Origin of the sequence: Endozoicomonas gorgoniicola, assembly GCF_025562715.2 — a bacterium.
GTDB lineage: Bacteria > Pseudomonadota > Gammaproteobacteria > Pseudomonadales > Endozoicomonadaceae > Endozoicomonas_A > Endozoicomonas_A gorgoniicola.
In genome coordinates, this window is record NZ_JAPFCC010000001.1 from 5,642,025 (window position 1) to 5,660,910 (window position 18,886).

14 protein-coding genes and 1 pseudogene are annotated in these 18,886 nt (G+C 43.7%); 14 read left to right on the forward strand and 1 reads right to left on the reverse strand.

Annotation, left to right across the window (positions count from 1 at the left end; translation table 11 throughout):
* Positions 1-65 precede the first annotated feature (65 nt).
* On the reverse strand, positions 66-380 hold the full coding sequence (locus NX722_RS25425) for a helix-turn-helix domain-containing protein (protein ID WP_262565644.1): 315 nt from the start codon (positions 378-380) through the stop codon (positions 66-68).
* A gap of 87 nt (positions 381-467) precedes the next feature.
* On the opposite strand from NX722_RS25425, the gene NX722_RS25430 reads away from it, so the two are divergent.
* The 14 genes and pseudogenes from NX722_RS25430 to NX722_RS25495 all read left to right on the forward strand — a co-directional run bounded on the left by NX722_RS25430 (position 468) and on the right by NX722_RS25495 (position 18,832).
* Complete coding sequence (locus NX722_RS25430) at positions 468-758, forward strand: transposase (RefSeq protein ID WP_262565645.1); 291 nt, start codon at positions 468-470, stop codon at positions 756-758.
* A gap of 81 nt (positions 759-839) precedes the next feature.
* Positions 840-2,078, forward strand: coding sequence for a TniQ family protein (locus NX722_RS25435; RefSeq protein WP_262565646.1), 1,239 nt, complete (start codon positions 840-842; stop codon positions 2,076-2,078).
* 2 nt (positions 2,079-2,080) lie between these two features.
* Positions 2,081-3,328 (forward strand): hypothetical protein, encoded by a 1,248-nt coding sequence (locus NX722_RS25440; protein WP_262565647.1) that lies wholly within the window; start codon positions 2,081-2,083, stop codon positions 3,326-3,328.
* 42 nt (positions 3,329-3,370) lie between these two features.
* A pseudogene (locus tag NX722_RS25445) lies at positions 3,371-4,123 on the forward strand (type I-F CRISPR-associated protein Csy2); the annotation flags it as partial.
* A complete protein-coding gene (gene csy3, locus NX722_RS25450; protein ID WP_262565648.1) occupies positions 4,110-5,132 on the forward strand; it encodes a type I-F CRISPR-associated protein Csy3 in 1,023 nt (340 codons plus the stop codon). The pseudogene NX722_RS25445 and the gene csy3, both read left to right, overlap by 14 nt.
* The gene (cas6f, locus tag NX722_RS25455; RefSeq protein ID WP_262565649.1) at positions 5,129-5,740 is read left to right on the forward strand and encodes a type I-F CRISPR-associated endoribonuclease Cas6/Csy4; all 612 of its coding nucleotides are present in this window, start codon (positions 5,129-5,131) and stop codon (positions 5,738-5,740) included. The genes csy3 and cas6f overlap by 4 nt, the downstream gene beginning before the upstream one ends.
* A gap of 641 nt (positions 5,741-6,381) precedes the next feature.
* Positions 6,382-6,948 carry a TnsA endonuclease N-terminal domain-containing protein gene (locus tag NX722_RS25460; RefSeq protein WP_262565650.1) on the forward strand — a complete coding sequence of 189 codons (567 nt, stop codon included), beginning with the start codon at positions 6,382-6,384 and terminating at the stop codon, positions 6,946-6,948.
* Positions 6,932-8,929: a Mu transposase C-terminal domain-containing protein gene (locus NX722_RS25465; RefSeq protein ID WP_262565651.1), complete on the forward strand. Its 1,998-nt coding sequence runs from the start codon at positions 6,932-6,934 to the stop codon at positions 8,927-8,929. The genes NX722_RS25460 and NX722_RS25465 overlap by 17 nt, the downstream gene beginning before the upstream one ends.
* A complete protein-coding gene (locus tag NX722_RS25470) occupies positions 8,929-10,023 on the forward strand; it encodes a TniB family NTP-binding protein (protein WP_262565652.1) in 1,095 nt (364 codons plus the stop codon). The genes NX722_RS25465 and NX722_RS25470 overlap by 1 nt, the downstream gene beginning before the upstream one ends.
* A gap of 113 nt (positions 10,024-10,136) precedes the next feature.
* Complete coding sequence (locus NX722_RS25475; RefSeq protein ID WP_262565653.1) at positions 10,137-11,786, forward strand: class I SAM-dependent DNA methyltransferase; 1,650 nt, start codon at positions 10,137-10,139, stop codon at positions 11,784-11,786.
* Positions 11,783-12,985 (forward strand): restriction endonuclease subunit S, encoded by a 1,203-nt coding sequence (locus tag NX722_RS25480; protein ID WP_262565654.1) that lies wholly within the window; start codon positions 11,783-11,785, stop codon positions 12,983-12,985. The genes NX722_RS25475 and NX722_RS25480 overlap by 4 nt, the downstream gene beginning before the upstream one ends.
* A gap of 9 nt (positions 12,986-12,994) precedes the next feature.
* Positions 12,995-15,094: a DUF262 and DUF1524 domain-containing protein gene (locus tag NX722_RS25485; RefSeq protein WP_262565655.1), complete on the forward strand. Its 2,100-nt coding sequence runs from the start codon at positions 12,995-12,997 to the stop codon at positions 15,092-15,094.
* A 7-nt stretch (positions 15,095-15,101) separates the two neighbouring features.
* Positions 15,102-16,934 carry an ATP-dependent nuclease gene (locus tag NX722_RS25490; protein WP_262565656.1) on the forward strand — a complete coding sequence of 611 codons (1,833 nt, stop codon included), beginning with the start codon at positions 15,102-15,104 and terminating at the stop codon, positions 16,932-16,934.
* Positions 16,931-18,832, forward strand: coding sequence for an ATP-dependent helicase (locus tag NX722_RS25495; RefSeq protein WP_262565657.1), 1,902 nt, complete (start codon positions 16,931-16,933; stop codon positions 18,830-18,832). The genes NX722_RS25490 and NX722_RS25495 overlap by 4 nt, the downstream gene beginning before the upstream one ends.
* Positions 18,833-18,886 lie beyond the last annotated feature (54 nt).

Genomic DNA, 18,886 nt, shown 5'->3' on the forward strand with positions numbered 1-18,886 from the left:
GTCAGAAGTAACTCGTGACTGATAATGGCTAAGGTGTTTGATGGGAGTACGGAGGCTTGTACCTGCTACTCAAGGGCTTTCAGAGCTTTGCCCCTTTTGGTCGCTGACAGGGCATACAGTGTTTTGATCGCTTTGGCCAGCCAGTCTTCTTCGCAGTAGAAATAACTGGTTGGCACATCAAGCACTTCAGCCAGCCGCTTCAGGGTAGCGAAATCCGGAGCGTGTTTGCCTTTTTCGTACTGGTTCATCCTCGAACTGGCGGAGAACTCATCAATACCGGCGATTATACCCAAGTTTTTCTGTGATAGCCCTTTTGCCAGCCTTGCTTCCTTGAGCCGAACAGGGAACGGTGAATGGGCTTCCGAGCTTCGGTTGCTCATAATTATCCTAGCTATAAAAGCTAAGATATTCTGAGTTTTGATTGTGGTACGATACTAAGGAATACTTAGCTATCGTGATGTAGGGCAATGAACAGTCACAAACGTAAAACTTATTCTCTCGCCTTTAAGATTGAGGCTGTAGAGCGGTATCTTGAAAATGATCGAAATCTGAAAACCACTGCGGAGGAGCTTGGCGTACATCCGGCTACGATGAAGCACTGGGTGAAAAAAGGTATTAATGAGCTGAGGGAGCAGCGTAACAGCCCTGATACCTCATTGGAGACAAAGATTAAGAGGCTGGAAAACGAGCTTCGTCGTCTGACTGAGGAAAATGAAATCTTGAGAAAGGCTGCAAGAATGTTTGCGGCGCAGACCTAAAGAACAACTCCAAATATTGATGGTGCATATTTAGAGAAAACGGCTACATTGAATACTCAGTAATCCTTAGCATGTAGTCTTATGTTTCTGCTTCGTCCTGATCCTGAACAAGATGAGTCCCTTGAGAGTTATCTGATACGACTGTCTGAATTGAACCACTTCAGGATCAGGAATCTGTTTCCGCATTTCGGCAAGCTTCTCAAGAAACAGCATGGACAGCTTGCTGGTTCAATGCCTTCAGAGCTTGGCCGGTTCAACTTGTACCACGCTTATTCTTCGTCGAGTAAGAGATATTGGGCGCTTCACCTTCTGTCAGAACGGTGTTGTAAAGACCGTTTGCCTATGCTGGAACTGGCTGTGCTTAAAACTGACCGGCGGTTTGCGGGTCATCATACAGCACTGATTTGGAAGGGGATTGAAATACCCAGATTATTTTTTCGGTCAAAGAATATTCCTGTGTGTCCTCAGTGCTTGCAGGAAAAACCTTATATCCCCGTTTTCTGGCACATCTCTCTGGTGAGGGCCTGCCCAAGACATCAATCATCCCTGGTTTTTAAATGCCCTCAATGCGGTCTTGACGTGGACTATATTCGAGATGAGGCTGTGCTCTTATGTCAGTGTGGTTTTGATTTATCCACGGCAACGTCTGAACCGGGAGACCCAAAGCTGATTAAGCTGGCTGAACAGGTATATGGTTTCGAGCCTGAGAGTAGCGAAGCAGACAATCTGCTTTTTAGAAAATTAACGACTGAAGCCGTTTTTGGTGCTGTGCTCTGGTTCATGCAATGGGTAGATGAAGAAGGTTGTCATTCATCACAGGTTAGTGAAGGCGTTCTGTTTCGATGCACTGATTACTTTGACAATTGGCCTGCCAGGCTGTTCGCTCAACTGGACGAACTGGCACATGACGGTCTTGAGTACTCTGTGAGATCAATGCGCGAAACCGCGTTTCACTCCATCTTTGGGTCTTTGTTGAAGGTGAGTCGTAATCTGCCAGATAGCAGACTGGCAACTAACGCAATACTCAAGGCAGTTTTTTCATTTCTTGACCGAATTACTTTTCAGGAAGGTCATCAATACGCTGAGATTTCCCAGACCTTGCTCGATAGTTTTGAAGCTTGTGTGATTTTAGGTACAGGCACCAGACAGGTGGCCAGACTGGTCGAGGAAGGGTTGCTGCATCCCTGTAAGCAGCAAAAGGATAAAAAGCCGATCAGCGCTGGCATGCCGTTATTCAGGCTGAGGGACGTTTTCGTCTTATGGTCAGTTGGTTTTCAGTCAAGACATTCTAACCGTAGCCTCTATCTACCGAGGTGGTAGCAATGATGATATTGGGTGACCTCCTAAAGGCAGAGAGTGAACAAGAACTCAATACAACGCTAAAAAGAGCATTTTTCTCCGACATCCCTGTGGTCATTGATGATCATGTTTCTGAAGCCCTGACCATTCTGACAAACCTGACTCGCTCAACATCAGAAAGTGCTGATCTGCTTGACGTTGCAGCAGCAAAAGAGCTTTATATGGATGAGGTCTGGCATAAAGGTATTATCGTTACAGTTCCGTGGGTTGCTACTCATTACCTTAAAGACCCGAACAGTCGTGCGACAGGCTGTGCCCGATGGTTTCCTGAAAACTATGGTGAAGATGGACAAAAACATCTTGGTTGGTCCCACAACAGTAACAAAGTATCCAGAAGTCATTTTTTGGCAACCGAGTTCTGCTGGAATAACCGAGTAACTTCTCTATATGAACAGTTTTCGAAAGAGGAAAAAAGTTCGTTAATAGATGCGCTCCTAACCCTTGGGTTTCCATTAAACAGAGTCCAGCAGTTACAAAAGCCTTGTAATGGGGGCATGTCCAACTCTTTACCAGATTTTGTCAGTCCTCACAGTAAGGTTGTTCTGTTCCCTGATGGAAGCGGTGACTATGTGGCTGTTACCCCACTGGTTTCAGCGGGTTTTCAAAGATGGGTTCACAACCTTATAGGTCATCCCGACATCAGCTGTCGTCCGGTATTTTATTCCAAACCATTTCAGGTAAGCAGTTTTTTAGGTACTTGCGGTGGAAGGCTTTACTGCCTCTACTATCCTCCGAAGCTTGGGAGGCATGACTATAATCTGAACTATTTGCTGAACCATTGGCGATACAAGAAAAACCTATTAAATGCAGGAGGCATTTTTCATAAGAAGAGCCTGAATTTTCTGCTGCAACTGGCTTCTGGTAAAGCGTTTGTTGAGTCAGAAAAGCAGAAGGAAGGACGGTTGAAGCATGAAGCTTTTCGGCTTGAGAACATCGTCGAAGAAGCATTTTTATTCTTATTTGTAATGAGGGTTCATTATCTGGCTGAGCAAAGTCAGATTGACAACGCTTTGGGAAAAACCTTCGAGTTGGCTCTCATTCAGGGAGACCTGAGTGAAGCAGGTAAAGCGGTTGAATATTTTTTATCTCAGCTAAACGGCATACTTGAGCGATCTCATTACTCAGCCCAACTCGCCTACAACCCTGTGCTGCTGCCATTGTTTGAAAAAGCAATAAAGAAAATCTTGAATAAAATCACTCAGTCTGTTTAGGCTTCTCATGAGCCAGGGCAATTTCTTCATTTCAAAAGATTATTAGCTTATAACGCAAACGCCAGAAGTAACCCATATGTTGTAGGTCTGCCCTCGTTGACAGCCTGGGCGGGGCTAGTGCATGCCCTTTTATGTAACCTGGGATACAAGAGTGACCGGACAGATTTCCGGTTTGCTGTAGTGCTAGGGAAGTATGCCTTGAATGAGGGTCATCCCCTTCCAGCTCAAGAAATAAAGAATGGGAAACTATCAAATAGCCCTGTGATTGACCACAGGAGCTGTGATCTTGAGTTTGATTTGATTGTGCAGCTACCGAAGACCCGAGAAGAGATAGACCTGAGTGAAGACAACCTGTTTAGCTGTCTACCCCCAAGGCTTGCCGGCGGAACTTTAACGCACCCAATGGAGGGGAGTTATGGTCAATGTAAGCTTTACAGGCAGTGTGATCGTTATGGAGCTATGGAAGAAGTTTCAGCATCACTGATGCAACTGCCCGGTTATGGGAGAGTGATTACCGCTGTATGTAATGCTCCCGAGAGGGGCGAGCTACTGGGGAGGCTGTCTGAAGGTAAGAGTTTTCCCATGGGTGCCGGGTTTCGATTCCTGGGTAAACCGAAAACAAGAGTGGGTGCTGGAGATTGCCCTCATGCTTTTGCCACCCCTGTCTTATCCGTTGTTGCACTGCGCCCGGTGCATCAAATAAATCCTCTTGATCGTGCTTTTTGGTCTATGAATTACAGCAGCTTTGGTATTGAGGTTTTGGTAAAGGAGGTCTCAGGTGATGAAGCTGTGTAGTCAGCACGCTCAACAACGATCAATCTATCTTGGGAAGGGGTTGTTTTTCTGGGTTGATGGTGAATCCAGAGAGCATCCATTGTCTCCCGAGACAACCACTATCGCAGCAACCAAAGACAATTACTCAGAAGCCTACGCAAAAGGAGAAGTCAAGGAAAGTTGTAAGCCGTCGTCTTTATCCTATGCAAATCCTCAAACTATTCAAGAGGTCTATATGCCTCCAGAAGCACAGGCCTTGATTATTCGATTCTCCGTAACTATCAGGTCTCACTCTGGACAATTGCACAGATGTGATAGTGCTGAAATGAAGAATGTTGTGGCAAGGTTGGCAGAATCTTATAAAAATGTAGGCGGATATCGGGTGTTGGCTCGAAGATATTTAGAGAACTTTTTGTTGGGCAACTGGCTATGGGAAAACCAATGTACGCTCGGAACTGAAATTCGCCTCAAAGATTATAAATCGAAAGAGCAGCTTGTTGTCGATAATGTGGAAACAAGGCGCTGGAGCAGAGACCTGGATGATCTTGAAGAGACGATAGGGTCGTGGGTTGATAGATTTGAAAAAGCTCTGACATCTCCGAAAGAATGTTGCTCCGTATTGGTCGAGGCTAAACTCATTTTACCCCTCTGTGCAGAAGTGTGGCCGAGCCAAAAGTTTACTGACGGAGAGGAAAAAAATAAGCTTCTGTCAACCTGTGATTTTAATGGAGAGGAGCAGGTTATTTTTACAAGACACAAGCTGGGGGCCGCGATGCATCAGATTGATGACTGGTATCCGGGGGCAGACACTCGAAAAAAAATTAGCGCATATTGCGCAGATAGAGAAAATCTAACAGCACATCGTCATCCAGTTACAGGAAAGGACTATTTCTCTTTATTGAAAAAAGCTGATGAGTATATTGAATTTCTGGAATCCGAACCTGATATGAATGATCCGATGATGGATGATGCTAATTTCATTATGGCCTGTCATATTTGTGGGGGTATGAGATTGGAGAGCAAAGGATGACACGCCATGCCTTTGGTATTCAGTTTGAGGCTGGATCAAATAATGAGCTGTTAGTTGGAAGGTGCTTAAAAATCCTTCATGGATTCCAGTGTAGGCACAGTATCAACAGCATTGGTGTTACGTTTCCGGAAAATAGTCATGAAACTATTGGTGCAATAATCGCATTTGTTTCATTAGATCAATCATTTTTACTGCAACTAATGGCTCAAGAATACTACCAACAAATGCAGAGGCTCCAGAAATTTTTAATTCACGACATAGTAGCGGTCCCTGACAACGTCTTAGAGGTGCGTTACTCACGAGACAGTAAACGTGACAAACAATGCGCGGGAGGTCGGCAACGCAGCATAAGACGTGGGCAGCGAATAGCAGAGAATGCAGGTTATCAATATCAACCTCGAAGAAATACAGTGGTTTCAGAACGGCAAAATCATTTTTTTTATAATATTCCTATAACCAGCTCTAGCAATTGTTCTCAAGTCTATTATCTGCGAATACAACGACATATAGCTGAAGATTTTGTGTGTAATAGCTATACGAGTTATGGCTTGGGAAATAAAACTGATAAGCGAGGATCGGTGCCTGACCGACTTCCTTTCAAAAAATAATGAAGGTTTGTAACTGGTTGTTTTCACTAAAAAATATATGGAGCTTTAAAGAAAGGGCATTAGAGGGGAATTTTGATCTATCCTCTTGTCATACGCACTCTAGCGGTATTTTGACTTCAGGTGACCTGCCGGGTAGGCAGTTGAGAATATCTCAATGAAAAGAACTTCCCACATGTCTTCGTGACCTGCCGGGTAGGCAGTTGATAAAGAGTGGGGCATCGAAGCTTATTCTGATTTCACATAACCTACCGTGCAGGTAGATAACTATCAGTGTAAACAAATGTCATGACATGGGCGTAAAGTTAATTATTTGCCACAATATGGTTGTTTTTGTTATGACAAATGAAGTTGCAAGACCGTCATAGCCCTTGGTATATCGGAATTGAAATTGTCACGATATGGTAGTACCGACAGGGGATGTGTTGTTTGAAGCAAAAGCTAACAATATAAAGAATATACTGACAATAGCAGAAAAATAAGCCGACAATATATTTGAAGCAAAACTTGACAACATACGACTCTGGTCTAACTTTTAAGCAGTTAACCAGAGTTGTATGGTTATGAAATGTCGTAAACTTCATAAATCTCGATCTAAGCAGATTTTTGGATTCAATAGCATCAAATCTGGCAAGTACTTTCGAGTGGAATCCCCTATCGAATTTGATGCATGCTACGATCTTGAATCTCGTCAGGATATAGCCTCTTTTGAAGCTCAGCCAACAGGGTATGAGTATGATAACTTCGGCAAAAAAGGAAAATATACCCCTGATTTTGGGGCTACCTACACAGAGTCAGACAAGGAAGGAAGAATTGAGGTTAAATCTGATGAAGAAGCAGATAGTCGAAAGTTCAAAGAGGTTTTTATCCAAAAGCAGGCCGCTGCCGATAGATTGAACACCCCTCTTCAGCTATTGAAAGCGTCCGATATAAGAAAAGAACCTCTACTCAGCAATCTAAAACTTCTCTACAAATACCAAACAGCAGAAGAACTTAATGATCATCATTATGCTCTTCTTGACCTGATAAACGCACAAGGCCCCTTAGCGATCAAAGATTTGCCTGACATTTCCGGCATAGAAAAAATGTATTGTTATCCAGTGGTATATGACCTTCTGGCAAGAGGCGCATTGGTCACTGAGTCACCTTTGGAATCAACCCCTCTCAATAGTCAGGCAGTCGTTAGGTGCAGTCATGAGCAGATTTATTGAAGGCACTAAAATCAGACTGGAAGCACTCGATGGTGACAAACATGAATATGTACTTGCTGCTCGGGAAGGAGAAAATATCAGACTTGAAAGCCTTTTGGAGGAAGACAGAAGCACCACACTTTCATTGTCAGGGCTTCAGGATGCACTAAAGAGTGGGCGAATAGAGTTTATAAGTTCTTCCGGTGACGAAGAAAAAAAAATGTCGGAAGATTTGATGGTTTTTACAGAAGAAGAGCGTAATGAAACCCTTAAAAAATATAAATATCTCATGGGGCTGATTGATAGAGGCATTCAATACTGGAGCCCACAGTATATAGAGGATCTACTACCTGAAGTAGCTGCTGAGCTAGGGGACAAAAAGCCTCCCAGCTGGCGAACAATATGTCGATGGCATAGCAACTATGTTAAAGCTGGCTATTCCATTAGAGGGCTGTATTCCGCGACTTTCAAAAAAGGGAATCGGAAAAGCCGGCTGAAAGAAGAAGTTGAAAAGTGCGTTAAGAAAGCTGTTGATTATTACTCCAGCGAGCATAGACCGACAAAGAAAGCCGCTTATAAAAGGCTCGAAAACGCCCTTGAAGAAGTTAATGGATTAAGAAGAAGTAAAGATATTAAGGAACTGCCGGTTCCAAGCTATCGAGCATTTCTTGATAGGCTGGAAAAATTAACACCCTATGAAAAAAAATCGGCCAGATACGGAAAGAGAAAGGCCAAAATAGAATTTTCTCCTATTGCTGAAGGTGTGAAAACAACTAGAGTAATGGAGAGGGTATGCGTTGACCACACCAAGCTTGATCTGTTTGTGGTTGATTCAGAAACACTAATGCCCATAGGCAGGCCTTGGCTCACACTTGCTATAGATGAATATTCTCGATCCATTGTTGGCTTCTACATTTCTTTTCGTGATCCCGATTTTATAGTTCTAATCAAACTAATAAGAAACATCATACAACAAAAAAGCAGTATATTAGAGCAATACTCATTCCTTGAAAATGAGTGGCTTTGCTACGGAGTTCCTGAGTTATTTATTTTTGATAATGGCAAAGAGTTCTGGTGTGATGACCTTGAAGTGGTTTTGGCTGAATTAAATATACAATATGCATTCAACCCAGTTCAGCATCCTTGGTTCAAAGGAAAAGTCGAAAGAAAATTCGGAACTGTAAACACACAACTTCTATCTCAGATGGAAGGCAAAACATTCTCATCACTAGCAGAAAGGGATGACTATAACCCTAAAGAAAATGCAGTTATTCGGTTTAACACTTTTGTCGAAATTTTTTATAAGTGGGTAGTTGATGAATACCAAATAGCACAAACTACAGAAGGAAAAATCATTCCAAATTTATATTGGAAGAAATCAGTGGAAGAGTTTCCTCCAAAGTTAGTTGAGGCCGACAGGCTGAATATTGTTCTTGGCCGAACAGAGGAAAGTAAATTAAGAAAAGGTGGCATTTTTTACAAAAAAATCCGTTATGATTCTGAGCAACTTGCTAGCTATAGAGCTAGGGCAGGTAGTGTAATGACTAGCTATAAGGTTGATCCTGACGACTTAAGTTCAATATATGTCTTCAATAAACTCGACCGAAAATATATCAGAGTTGAAGCGATTGATCAGGATTATGCTTGTCGGTTCAATGAAGTACAGCATGACGTTCATATGACTTATGCCAGGAAGAATACTGAGGGAAGTTATAACCATCAGGATGTTGTAAGGGCCAGTCTGGAAATTGAACGCAGAATTCAGGAAGAAGCGAATAGCTGGAATATTAGCTCAACAGCTCCTGTCAGCTCCACCACCGCATTAGCGAAATATTTGGACATTGCACAAGATGCAAATTCAAGTCTGAACGAAGGTCTGAAAGCTATATCTTCTCCCCCCAAAAAAAACAAAGAGCAGGAACCCCCTACTGCTTCAGCTGCTGACTTTGAATTAGAAGACGATGAGGAGATTGATACAACTGGATGGCGGAGCAATGTGTGATGAATGAACTCTATGATCGGTATGACAACATAACAGCTGAACAAGATGAAAAACGCCTCAAAGTAAAGAATTGCTACATCAGTTCTCCCAATCTGGCTCGTATTCTGGCAGACATACATCGATGCAGGAATATGTCGAAAGGAAGTGAATACCCAGAGTGCATGCTGGTGCTTGGAGAACCCGGTTCAGGAAAAACTACCCTTATAAGGGAATATTTACGACTAAACCCCAATAGAGAGGAATCCGAGCGGTCTATTATCAATGTTTTTTCCAGTGAATTCCCTGACAAAACGGTTCCAAGGGAAGCCGCTATCTGCTTTTTGCAGGACCTTGGTCACGAACTCTCATCCAGAGGGCTTACAGAACCAGAGCTAACAAGATTATTGACCAATTTGATGACTCATTGCGGCGTTCAGATCAGCCTGTTAGATGAATTTCAACATCTGATCGAGACAAAATCTTATGAGGTGCTTGAAGATGTGGCGAAGTGGATAAAAATCCTGATTAATAGATCAAACCTTCCTGTTGTCCTCTTTGGTATGCCTTACAGTAATATTATTCTTAACTGTGATGACGCTCTTGCTGGTCGATTTATGATCCAGAGGAAGATCGAGCCGTTTCGGATTATAAATAAAGAACAGCGACAAGAATTCCGAGCATTCTTGAAAGTATTTAACGACAGTTTGCCATTTTCAAAAAAGCCTGGACTACATAAGCTGGAGTTTTATTCTCGGCTTTTCGCTTTCTCTAAAGGTAATATGAGAAGGTTGAGAGTTCTAATAAATTATGCCGCCGAAGAAGCAATCTTGAATCAGGATGATGAGCTAAATATGGAGCACTTTAAGGCGGGCTATCACTACTATATGCAGAATATTACTGAAAAGGATCAGATTGATTCTACTGAAAAAATAGAAAGCCAGCCTAACCCATTTGATGTACCTGTTGAGGAACTGGAGTTCAAGCAAATGGAGTCTGCATCTTACTGGAAAATGGATGCACGCAAGGGGGAACCTCGTATAGCCCAAGCAAAGTATACTCGAGCCGTACCGCTGCGTTCTATTGAACCACTGCGATCTTTATTGAAACGCAGATAATCATCCGTCCTTTCATTCCCTGTTACTCCTTACCCTAAAGGCATAAAATACCGGACAACTTACCGTTTCACCCTCCCTGATGGCTTATTGCTCTAGGGATAAACAGGTTTCACATGTCCGATTTTAAACTAATCCAGCAACTGGAAACACGACTCTGGTCAGCTGCCGATAACCTTCGCGCTAACAGCGGTCTTACGGCTCAAGAGTATTCCCGGCCGGTGCTGGGGCTGATCTTTTTGCGTTATGCTGAGTACCGGTTCTCGGAAGCTAAAAAGCGGTTGGAAGCGAAGGCTTCAACCCGTCGGCGTCGCAGTGGTGGGGATATCCGTACCTTGATCCAGGCTGAAGGGGCGATGTTTGTTCCTGATGAGGCTTTGTACTCCAGTCTGCTTGAATTGCCGGAAGATCGTTCTGTGGGGCTGGCTGTTAATGCGGCTATGAAAGCTCTGGAAGCTGAGAACGAAGCCATCAAGGATGCTCTGCCAAAAACCTATACCCGCTTTGAAGACGATATTCTGAAAGACCTGCTAAAAACCTTTGCCGGTATCCGCTTTGATCTGGGTACTGATGTGTTTGGTCGTATTTATGAATACTTCCTCAATGAATTCGCCAAAAGCGAAGGTCAGGGTGGCGGTGAGTTCTTCACACCTTCCCCACTGGTACGTTTGATTACTCAAGTTCTTGAGCCTTACCATGGCAAAGTGTTTGATCCTGCCTGTGGTTCTGGCGGTATGTTTGTGTCCAGTGCGGCGTTTGTGGAAGAGCATAACCGTAACGCGTCCGATGAGCTTTCCATTTTTGGTCAGGAAAAAACCGGTGACACCGTGCGGCTGTCAAAGATGAACTTGGCAGTACATGGTTTGCAGGGCGATGTTCGGGAAGGTAACTCCTACTATGAAGATATCCACAGATGTGCCGGAGCCTTTGATTATGTGATGGCGAATCCTCCATTTAATGTGGATAAGATTCAGAAAGAGCGGCTGGAAGACGATAAAAAGCGTTTCCCCTTTGGTATGCCCCGCAATGATAACGGTAACTATATCTGGATTCAGATGTTCTATGCAGCTCTGAACAAAACAGGTCGCGCTGGTTTTGTTATGGCAAACTCTGCCAGTGATGCCCGTGGTTCGGAGCTGGAAATTCGACAGAAGCTGATTGAGACCGGGGCTGTGGATGTGATGGTGGCTGTATCCAGTAACTTCTTTTACACCGTAACCCTGCCCTGTACGCTCTGGTTTTTTGATAAGAACAAGCAGGAACAGAATACGGACGCCAAGGATGGCGGAAGTACTGACAATGCAGGAGCAATTGCCAGTAAAGATAACGTTCTGTTTATTGATGCCCGCCATATTTTCCGTCAGGTGACTCGTGCTGTACGGGATTACACCTCCGAACAACTGACGTTTATTGCCAATATCGTCAAGCTTTATCGGGGTGAGCAGCCAGATCATACTTTCGTTGAAAATCACCCTGATGATAACAATGATGGCAGCTGGTCTCTCGACTCGTATTTTCCTGAAGGAAAATACAAGGATATTGCCGGACTCTGTAAGGTGGCCACGCTTGATGAAATTGAAGCTCAGGGGTGGAGTTTAAATGCTGGGCGTTATGTAGGTGTTGCTCAGGGTGAAGAGGAGCACGATGAAGACTTTGCTGCCAAGCTGGAGGCTTTGCAGGAAGAACTGGAAGTGCTCAATGCAAGCGCTCGTCAACTTGAACAGAAAATCGGACTGAATCTCTCCAAAATACTGGAGGCAGTATGAAATTTGGTGATTTTGTTGAAGTTAACCCTTTGGTTTCTTTAGGCAGAAAAAAAGAATATTCATTTGTTGAAATGGCTAATGTTGCTCCCGGCTACCGGTTTGTAGAGCCCGGTCAGAAAAGGGTGCTCAAAGGAAGTGGTGCAAAATTTGAAGATGGAGATACTCTGTTCGCAAGAATAACGCCTTGTCTTGAAAATGGAAAAATAGCTCAAGTTGAAAGACTTGAAGGCGCTGTGGGGTTTGGTTCCACAGAGTTTTTCGTTTTTCGTGGTAAAGAAGGTGTATCTGACTCTGACTTTGTGTATTACTTATCGCTATCTGATGCAATTCGCTTACCAGCTCAGAAGAGTATGACCGGCGCATCAGGAAGACAGAGAGCAGACATAGAGGCAATCAAAAATATTGATCTTTCCTTTCTTGATAATCTCTCTTTGCCAAATCAAAAGCAATTAGCCTCTGTGCTCTCAAACTATGATTTCTTTCTTAAAAACAACAGTCGTCGTATAGCCATTCTGGAAGAAATGGCCCAGTCCCTTTATCGAGAGTGGTTTGTTCACTTTCGCTTTCCTGGGCATGAGCAGGCAAAATTTATTGATTCTATGATGGGTCAAGTACCCTATGGTTGGCAGATTATCTCTGCATCAAAAGCAATTCAAGTCAACCCAAAAACAAAGCTTGCCAAGGAAGGTGAAAAGCCATTTGTACCTATGAGTGGATTATCTGAAGACTCTATGCTGATTGGGGATATTCAGATGAAGTCAGGCAACAGCGGGGCAAAATACATGAATGGTGACACGCTGTTCTCCCGGATTACCCCTTGTCTGCAAAACGGTAAAATTGGCTATGTTCAGTATCTTGATGAAGTAAATCCTGTCGGTTTCGGTTCCACAGAATTTATTGTTCTGAGAGAAACAGAGCTTTTAACCTCCGAATTTATTTACTTGCTAGCCCGTTCCATGCCCTTCAGAGAAAACGCAATCAAAAGTATGACAGGAGCGACAGGCCGGCAAAGGGTTCAGAATGCCTGCTTTGATAGCTTTAAGTTAGCTTTGCCACCAAAAGCGCTACTGGAAAAGTTCACAGAGTCTGTACAGCCGATGTTCAAGAGCATTTTTAACCTGACTCGACGGAACGAAAACCTCAAGCAACAACGAGACATGCTCCTCCCCAAACTCATCTCAGGTCAAATACAGCTGTAAGGAAGCCAAATGAAAGCCACGGAAACGCGACTATTCAAGTTTTTGCAAAAATCTGCCCAGTTCATTATTCCCATCTACCAGCGTCAGTACAGCTGGAATTCAGCCCAGTGTGAGCAGTTGTGGAACGATATTTATCGTGCCGGATCTTCGGAGCTTGAAGGTCACTTTATCGGCTCTGTCGTTTATGTTGAGCGCAGTCTATACAGCCACAGTGATGTGCCTGAGCTGTTGGTGATTGATGGTCAGCAACGTCTGACTTCTAACAGCCTATTGATTGCGGCCCTGTCACACGAGATCGATCGCCGTAACCAGAATGCTGAGCAAAAAATTGTTATTGAAGGCACTAATCCCAAAAAGCTGAAAAATTACTATCTCTGCAACGTTGAGGAAGACGGTGAGCTGTACTACAAGCTGGTACTGACCAAAAGTGACAATGAGGCTCTGCACCAGATTGTTGATGGTAAGACAGAGATAAAAGAGGAATCGAGGCATCGGGTCGAGCTGAATTATCGCTTCTTCGCCAACAAGCTGGCAAACCTTAGCCAGGAAGAACTCGGCTTTATCTATAAAGGACTGCAAAAGCTGATTATTGTCGATATCGCTCTGGACAAAGACAAGGACGATCCGCAGCTGATTTTTGAAAGTCTGAACTCTACCGGTCTGGCACTCAGCCAGGCGGATCTGATTCGCAACTATGTGTTGATGAAGCAGGATATAAAGGAGCAGAACCGCCTTTACAAAGATTACTGGTTCCCCATGGAGAGGAACTTTGGCCATGGTGAGCATAGCTCGCAATTTAATGCTTTTATGCGTGACTTCCTCACCATAAAAACCGGTAATACACCACGCCAGGATGCGGTGTATGAAGGCTTTAAAAGCTATGTAGCACAGAGTGTCGAAAGTATTCAGGATATTGTGGCGGATGTTTATCGCTATTCCTCCTACTACGTGGCTTTTGCACTGGGTACAGAGGAAGAACCAGCCCTGAAACAGGCATTTAAAGATTTGAATGCTTACAAGGTGGATGTGGCGTATCCGCTGGTTCTGGAGATGTATAACGACTATGACCACAAAGTCCTGAGTCTGGATGAATTTGTGGAGTGCGTTCGCTATATCGAAAGCTATGCCTTCCGTCGGCTGGTGTGCTTGATTCCAACGAATTCCATGAATAAAACCTTTGCCCGGTTCAGTAAGGATTTAAAGAAAGATCGCTATGTGGAAAGCTTTAAGGCAGCTTTCCTGCTATTGACGGGCAACCGTCGTATGCCACTGGATGAAGAGTTCAAGCGCTGTTTGCAAACCAAAGATATGTATAACATGCGCAGCAAGGCTTACTGGCTGCGTCGACTGGAAAATTATAAGCGCAAGGAAACAGTTCAGGTATCGAACTACACCATTGAGCATGTAATGCCCCAGAATCCGGAGTTGTCACAAACCTGGCAGGCTGAGCTGGGGGCAAACTGGCAGGAAGTTCACGAAACTTATCTGCACACTCTGGGCAACCTGACCCTGACAGGCTACAACTCCGAATTGAGCGACAAGCCTTTTCAGGAAAAGCAAAGCATGGAAGGTGGTTTTGCCGACAGTCCGCTGCGGCTGAACAAGTTCCTGGCAAAGTGTTCGACATGGAATGAGGCCGCAATTCTTGACCGAGCCAAAGAACTGAGTGAAACCATGGTAAAGGTTTGGCCCTGCCCTGTGCTGGATGACGAAATCCTTGCCACCTATCGACAGCCGGAAGTGAAGTCGGCTTATAGCCTTGAAGATCACCCTTACCTCAATAAAGAGCCAGTGAAATCCCTGTATCAGAAGCTCAGAACCCAGGTACTGGAACTGGATGAGGATGTGAAGGAAGAGTTTCTGAAAAAGTATGTTGCCTTTAAGCTGGACACCAATTTTGTTGATGTGGTGCCACAGGCTTCTGGCTTGCGCCTCTCCCTGAATATGAAGTTTGACCAGGTTATCGATCCGCATCGGCGTTGCAGGGATATCAGCAACGTAGGACGCTGGGGTAATGGTGAGGTAGAAATCAAAATGTCGGAAGTGAGTGAGCTGGATTATGTTATAGAGCTGGTTCAGCAGGCTTTGGATTTGCAGGTTGGGGAGTAAGAATTAAGTGAGTATACAAGTTGACCTTCTACGAGTATCAGGCTTTCGTGGTATTCAGAATTTAGAAATGACTTTACCACGAGTAGCTGTGCTAATTGGCACTAATAACTCTGGCAAAACGTCAGTAATAAAAGCTTTGCAGCTCGCCCTGGGGGACTACAGCAGATATCTTTCTGATGAAGATTTTCATATTGATGCAGATGAAAAAGTAGCGTCAAAAGTTTTGGTAGATATAAGAATAATTGCCGTAGATAGCGGTGGAAATCGCACAGAAAAGTTCGAAGATGAATGGGTACAGGAATTTGGTGATAAAATTCAGCAAGAAGCGGACGGAAAGCAATTTTTTGCACTCAGAACAGAAAGCCAAAGTGATCCAATTAAAGGGGGCTATAACACAAATCGATATGCTTTGAGCCGTTGGCCTGCCTTTGATGAGTGGCAACAAGAAAGAACAAACAAGAAAAATAGTATTCCGGGACGACTGGATGCTCTGCCATTTATTGGTATAGAGGCACAGCGAGACATCCACCAAGAGCTAAAAGAGAAGTCCTCTTTAATAGGTCGAGTTTTAGCCAGTGTCGATTATGATTCTGAACAAGTTTCGCAGCTGGAGTCAATGGTTCAAGAGATTAATGAGCTTGCGGTAAAAAATAGTGAATCTCTCACGAATTTGAAGCAGCACCTTGGTAAGCTTAACCAGTCTTTCCAAGGCTCTGGAAGGGCGGAAATAACCCCATTTCCAAAAAAAATGCGTGATCTCTCCAAACAGTTTACGGTTCATTTTGGTGAGCAGGAGAGTTCCTCTTTTTCCATGGAATATCATGGTATGGGAACCCGCAGTTGGGCATCCATGCTAACAGTCAAAGCATTTACTGAAATGCTATCTCAGAAGTATGAGGAAGAAGCAGAGCCATTTTTTCCAGTAGTTGCAGCCGAAGAACCTGAAGCTCATTTGCACCCAAACGCCCAGAGAACCTTGTATCGTCAGCTAGTAAATTCAGTAGGTCAGATTATTGTTAGTACACATTCGCCTTATTTGGCAGCCTTGGCGAACCAGAATGAGTTACGATACTTGGTATCAGCTAATGGAAATGTCTCTGTCAGCCAATTGGATGAAACTTTGTCACCTGAAGATAAACGAAAGTTGCAAAGAGAAGTAGTTCATTCCAGAGGTGAGCTTATATTTTCAAAGGCGTTAGTTCTTTCCGAAGGAGAGACTGAAGAGCAAGCTTTACCGCAAATGTTTGAGAGATACTTTGGGCATGAAAGTTTTGAGCTTGGCATCAACTTTATTGGTGTTGGTGGCTCTGGGGCGAAATATCGACCATTCCTGAACTTTGCCCACAGTTTTGGTATACCTGTCTTTATTTTCAGTGACGGTGAAGAAAAAACAGTTAAGGAACTCTCAAAGCAGTATCAGAAGGTATTTGGAGAAGTTGATATTCACAACAATGGAAATATCACTATTCTGGATAAAACAGACTTCGAAGGTTATTTGTTAGAAGCTGGCTTTGCTACACAGATAGAAACCGCAATAATTGAAATTGACGGGCAAGGGTATATAGAAAGCCAAATCGAAAAAAAACAAGGGACACCCCTGAAGCCTAAGCGTACAAACTTGCCTAACTGTAAGGCGTGCAAGCAGCCAATTTTTGAATCTCCACTGCGAGACTACTCTGGTGATGACGGCAGAAACAAAGCTATCCTTGAGATAGTTGATGCAAAAAAACCTATGTATGCTCAAGCTATCACCGAAGAACTATGCAAGCTTGAAGCCTCGCAGCTACCAGAAAAAGTGATAGATATTTTTGAAAAAATTAAGGCAGGGCTTCACTTATGATTCACTTATCAGAGAGCCAAAGACAGGTAGTTCAATCCCCTATAGGCAATGCTATGCAGGTTTTAGCATCCGCTGGCTCAGGTAAAACCAGAGTTCTCACCGAACGTGTACGCTATATCCTTGAGCAAACAAAAAAAGACTGTGTAATTGCCTTAACGTTTACAAATAAGGCCGCTGATGAGATGCGGCAAAGGCTGGATGACACTGATAGCATGGAAGATCGTGCCTGGATCTCCACTATTCACTCAATTGCTCAAAGAGTCATTGAGCAGTATGGGCATACCATCGGTCTGCCAGCAGAGCTGCATATTTATGAACGTGATAAAGATCGAATGGAGGTATTCCTTCAGTCATTGCGCGACCATGGCGTCAACATTGATGAATATCTACAGGTAGATGATGCACGGGAACGGCGCAATCGTGAGCGCGTTATGCAAAAGTACATGGATGCGTTTTCAAATATAAAGCGTGAGTTAGCCACCACGGAAGAAGAAGTGTCTGCGCTATATCCAGATGATTCAGAGCGGATTTGGAGAATTTATCAGGACTATCAGGGTGCGTTACTGGATAGCGGTGGTATTGATTTTGATGACATCCTGATCAGAGCCTACGAAATATTGCAGACCCAAGAATGGGTTGGGGATGTGTACAGAGCTAAATATAAGCATATTTGTATTGATGAAGCTCAGGACCTCAATAAAGCTCAATATGAGTTCATCAAAATTTTTTGCGGTGATAAATTAAAAAGTATCTTGATGGTTGGTGACCCAAACCAGATGATTTATGGCTTTAACGGTTCTTCATCAAAATACATGTGTAGTATGTTTGTTGAAGATTTTCAGCCATCAGAATACAGGCTTACAGAGAACTATCGCAGCACCACTAAAATAATTGAGACGGCTAATAAGCTGAAACCGGGTTCCCAGAAGGAACATGATGCAGCCCTTCAAGGTTTTGTTGAAGTGGTTCCTCAAAATGATGAATTTTTCGAAGCTGCCTGGGTTGTAAGGCAAATTCAAGCCCTCATAAAACTTGGAACCCATGATGAAATAGAAGGTAATATTTCGTTATCTAATATGGCTGTCATTGCCAGAAACAGGTTCATCTTCCCGGCACTAGAAAAAGCTCTGGAAAACGCTAAGATTCCCTTTCATATGAAGAAAGGGGAGCGAGCAGCTGAGCCAGACTCTTTGTTTGGTAGGGTTCTTGATTTAGGTATAAGAGTAAAGCTCAATCCAAGAAGCTGGGTTGATGGAAAGAAACTTTGCCAGCTTCTGCAAATTACAGCACCATCCAAATGGGATGACGGTGAAATACTTCTCGCACTGGCGGATCAAACAACTGCTTCAGAAGTGATTAACTCGGAACTTCTTTCTGGTCTGTTGACTGAAATCCATAAGCTAGACTCGGATGCCCCTAACATCAGAAAGTTCAAACGAACATTCGAGCAGAGATTGGAGGCGATAGCTAAATCCTCCGAAAATACATCTGATCCCGAGTTGGCGACCAGCATTTCTGAATTAAATGAGTTTTTCAGTAGCTGGACGAAGTTCAGACAAAAAGGATTGGGAGAATCTCTTCAGTCTTATCGAAATGCAAAGGCCCTGGGGCAATTGGAGGGTGAAACTAATACTGACGGGTTAACCCTGAGCACAGTTCACACCATGAAAGGGCTGGAAAAGGATATCGTTTTTCTTATCGGTATGTGTGAAGGTGTTTTTCCTGACTACCGAGCAAAATCGAAGCGTGAGTTAGAAGAAGAAAGAAACAGTGCTTTTGTCGCAGTGACTAGAGCAAAGCGCTGGTTGTATGTTACTTATCCAAATCAGCGCACAATGCCCTGGGGAGACGTGAGACCTCAGACTAGATCTCGTTTTGTAGGGTCTATGCTGAGTTAGACCCATATCGCCATCCCACTACTATCTGTCGTACAATCCAGCCTATTCTCACCC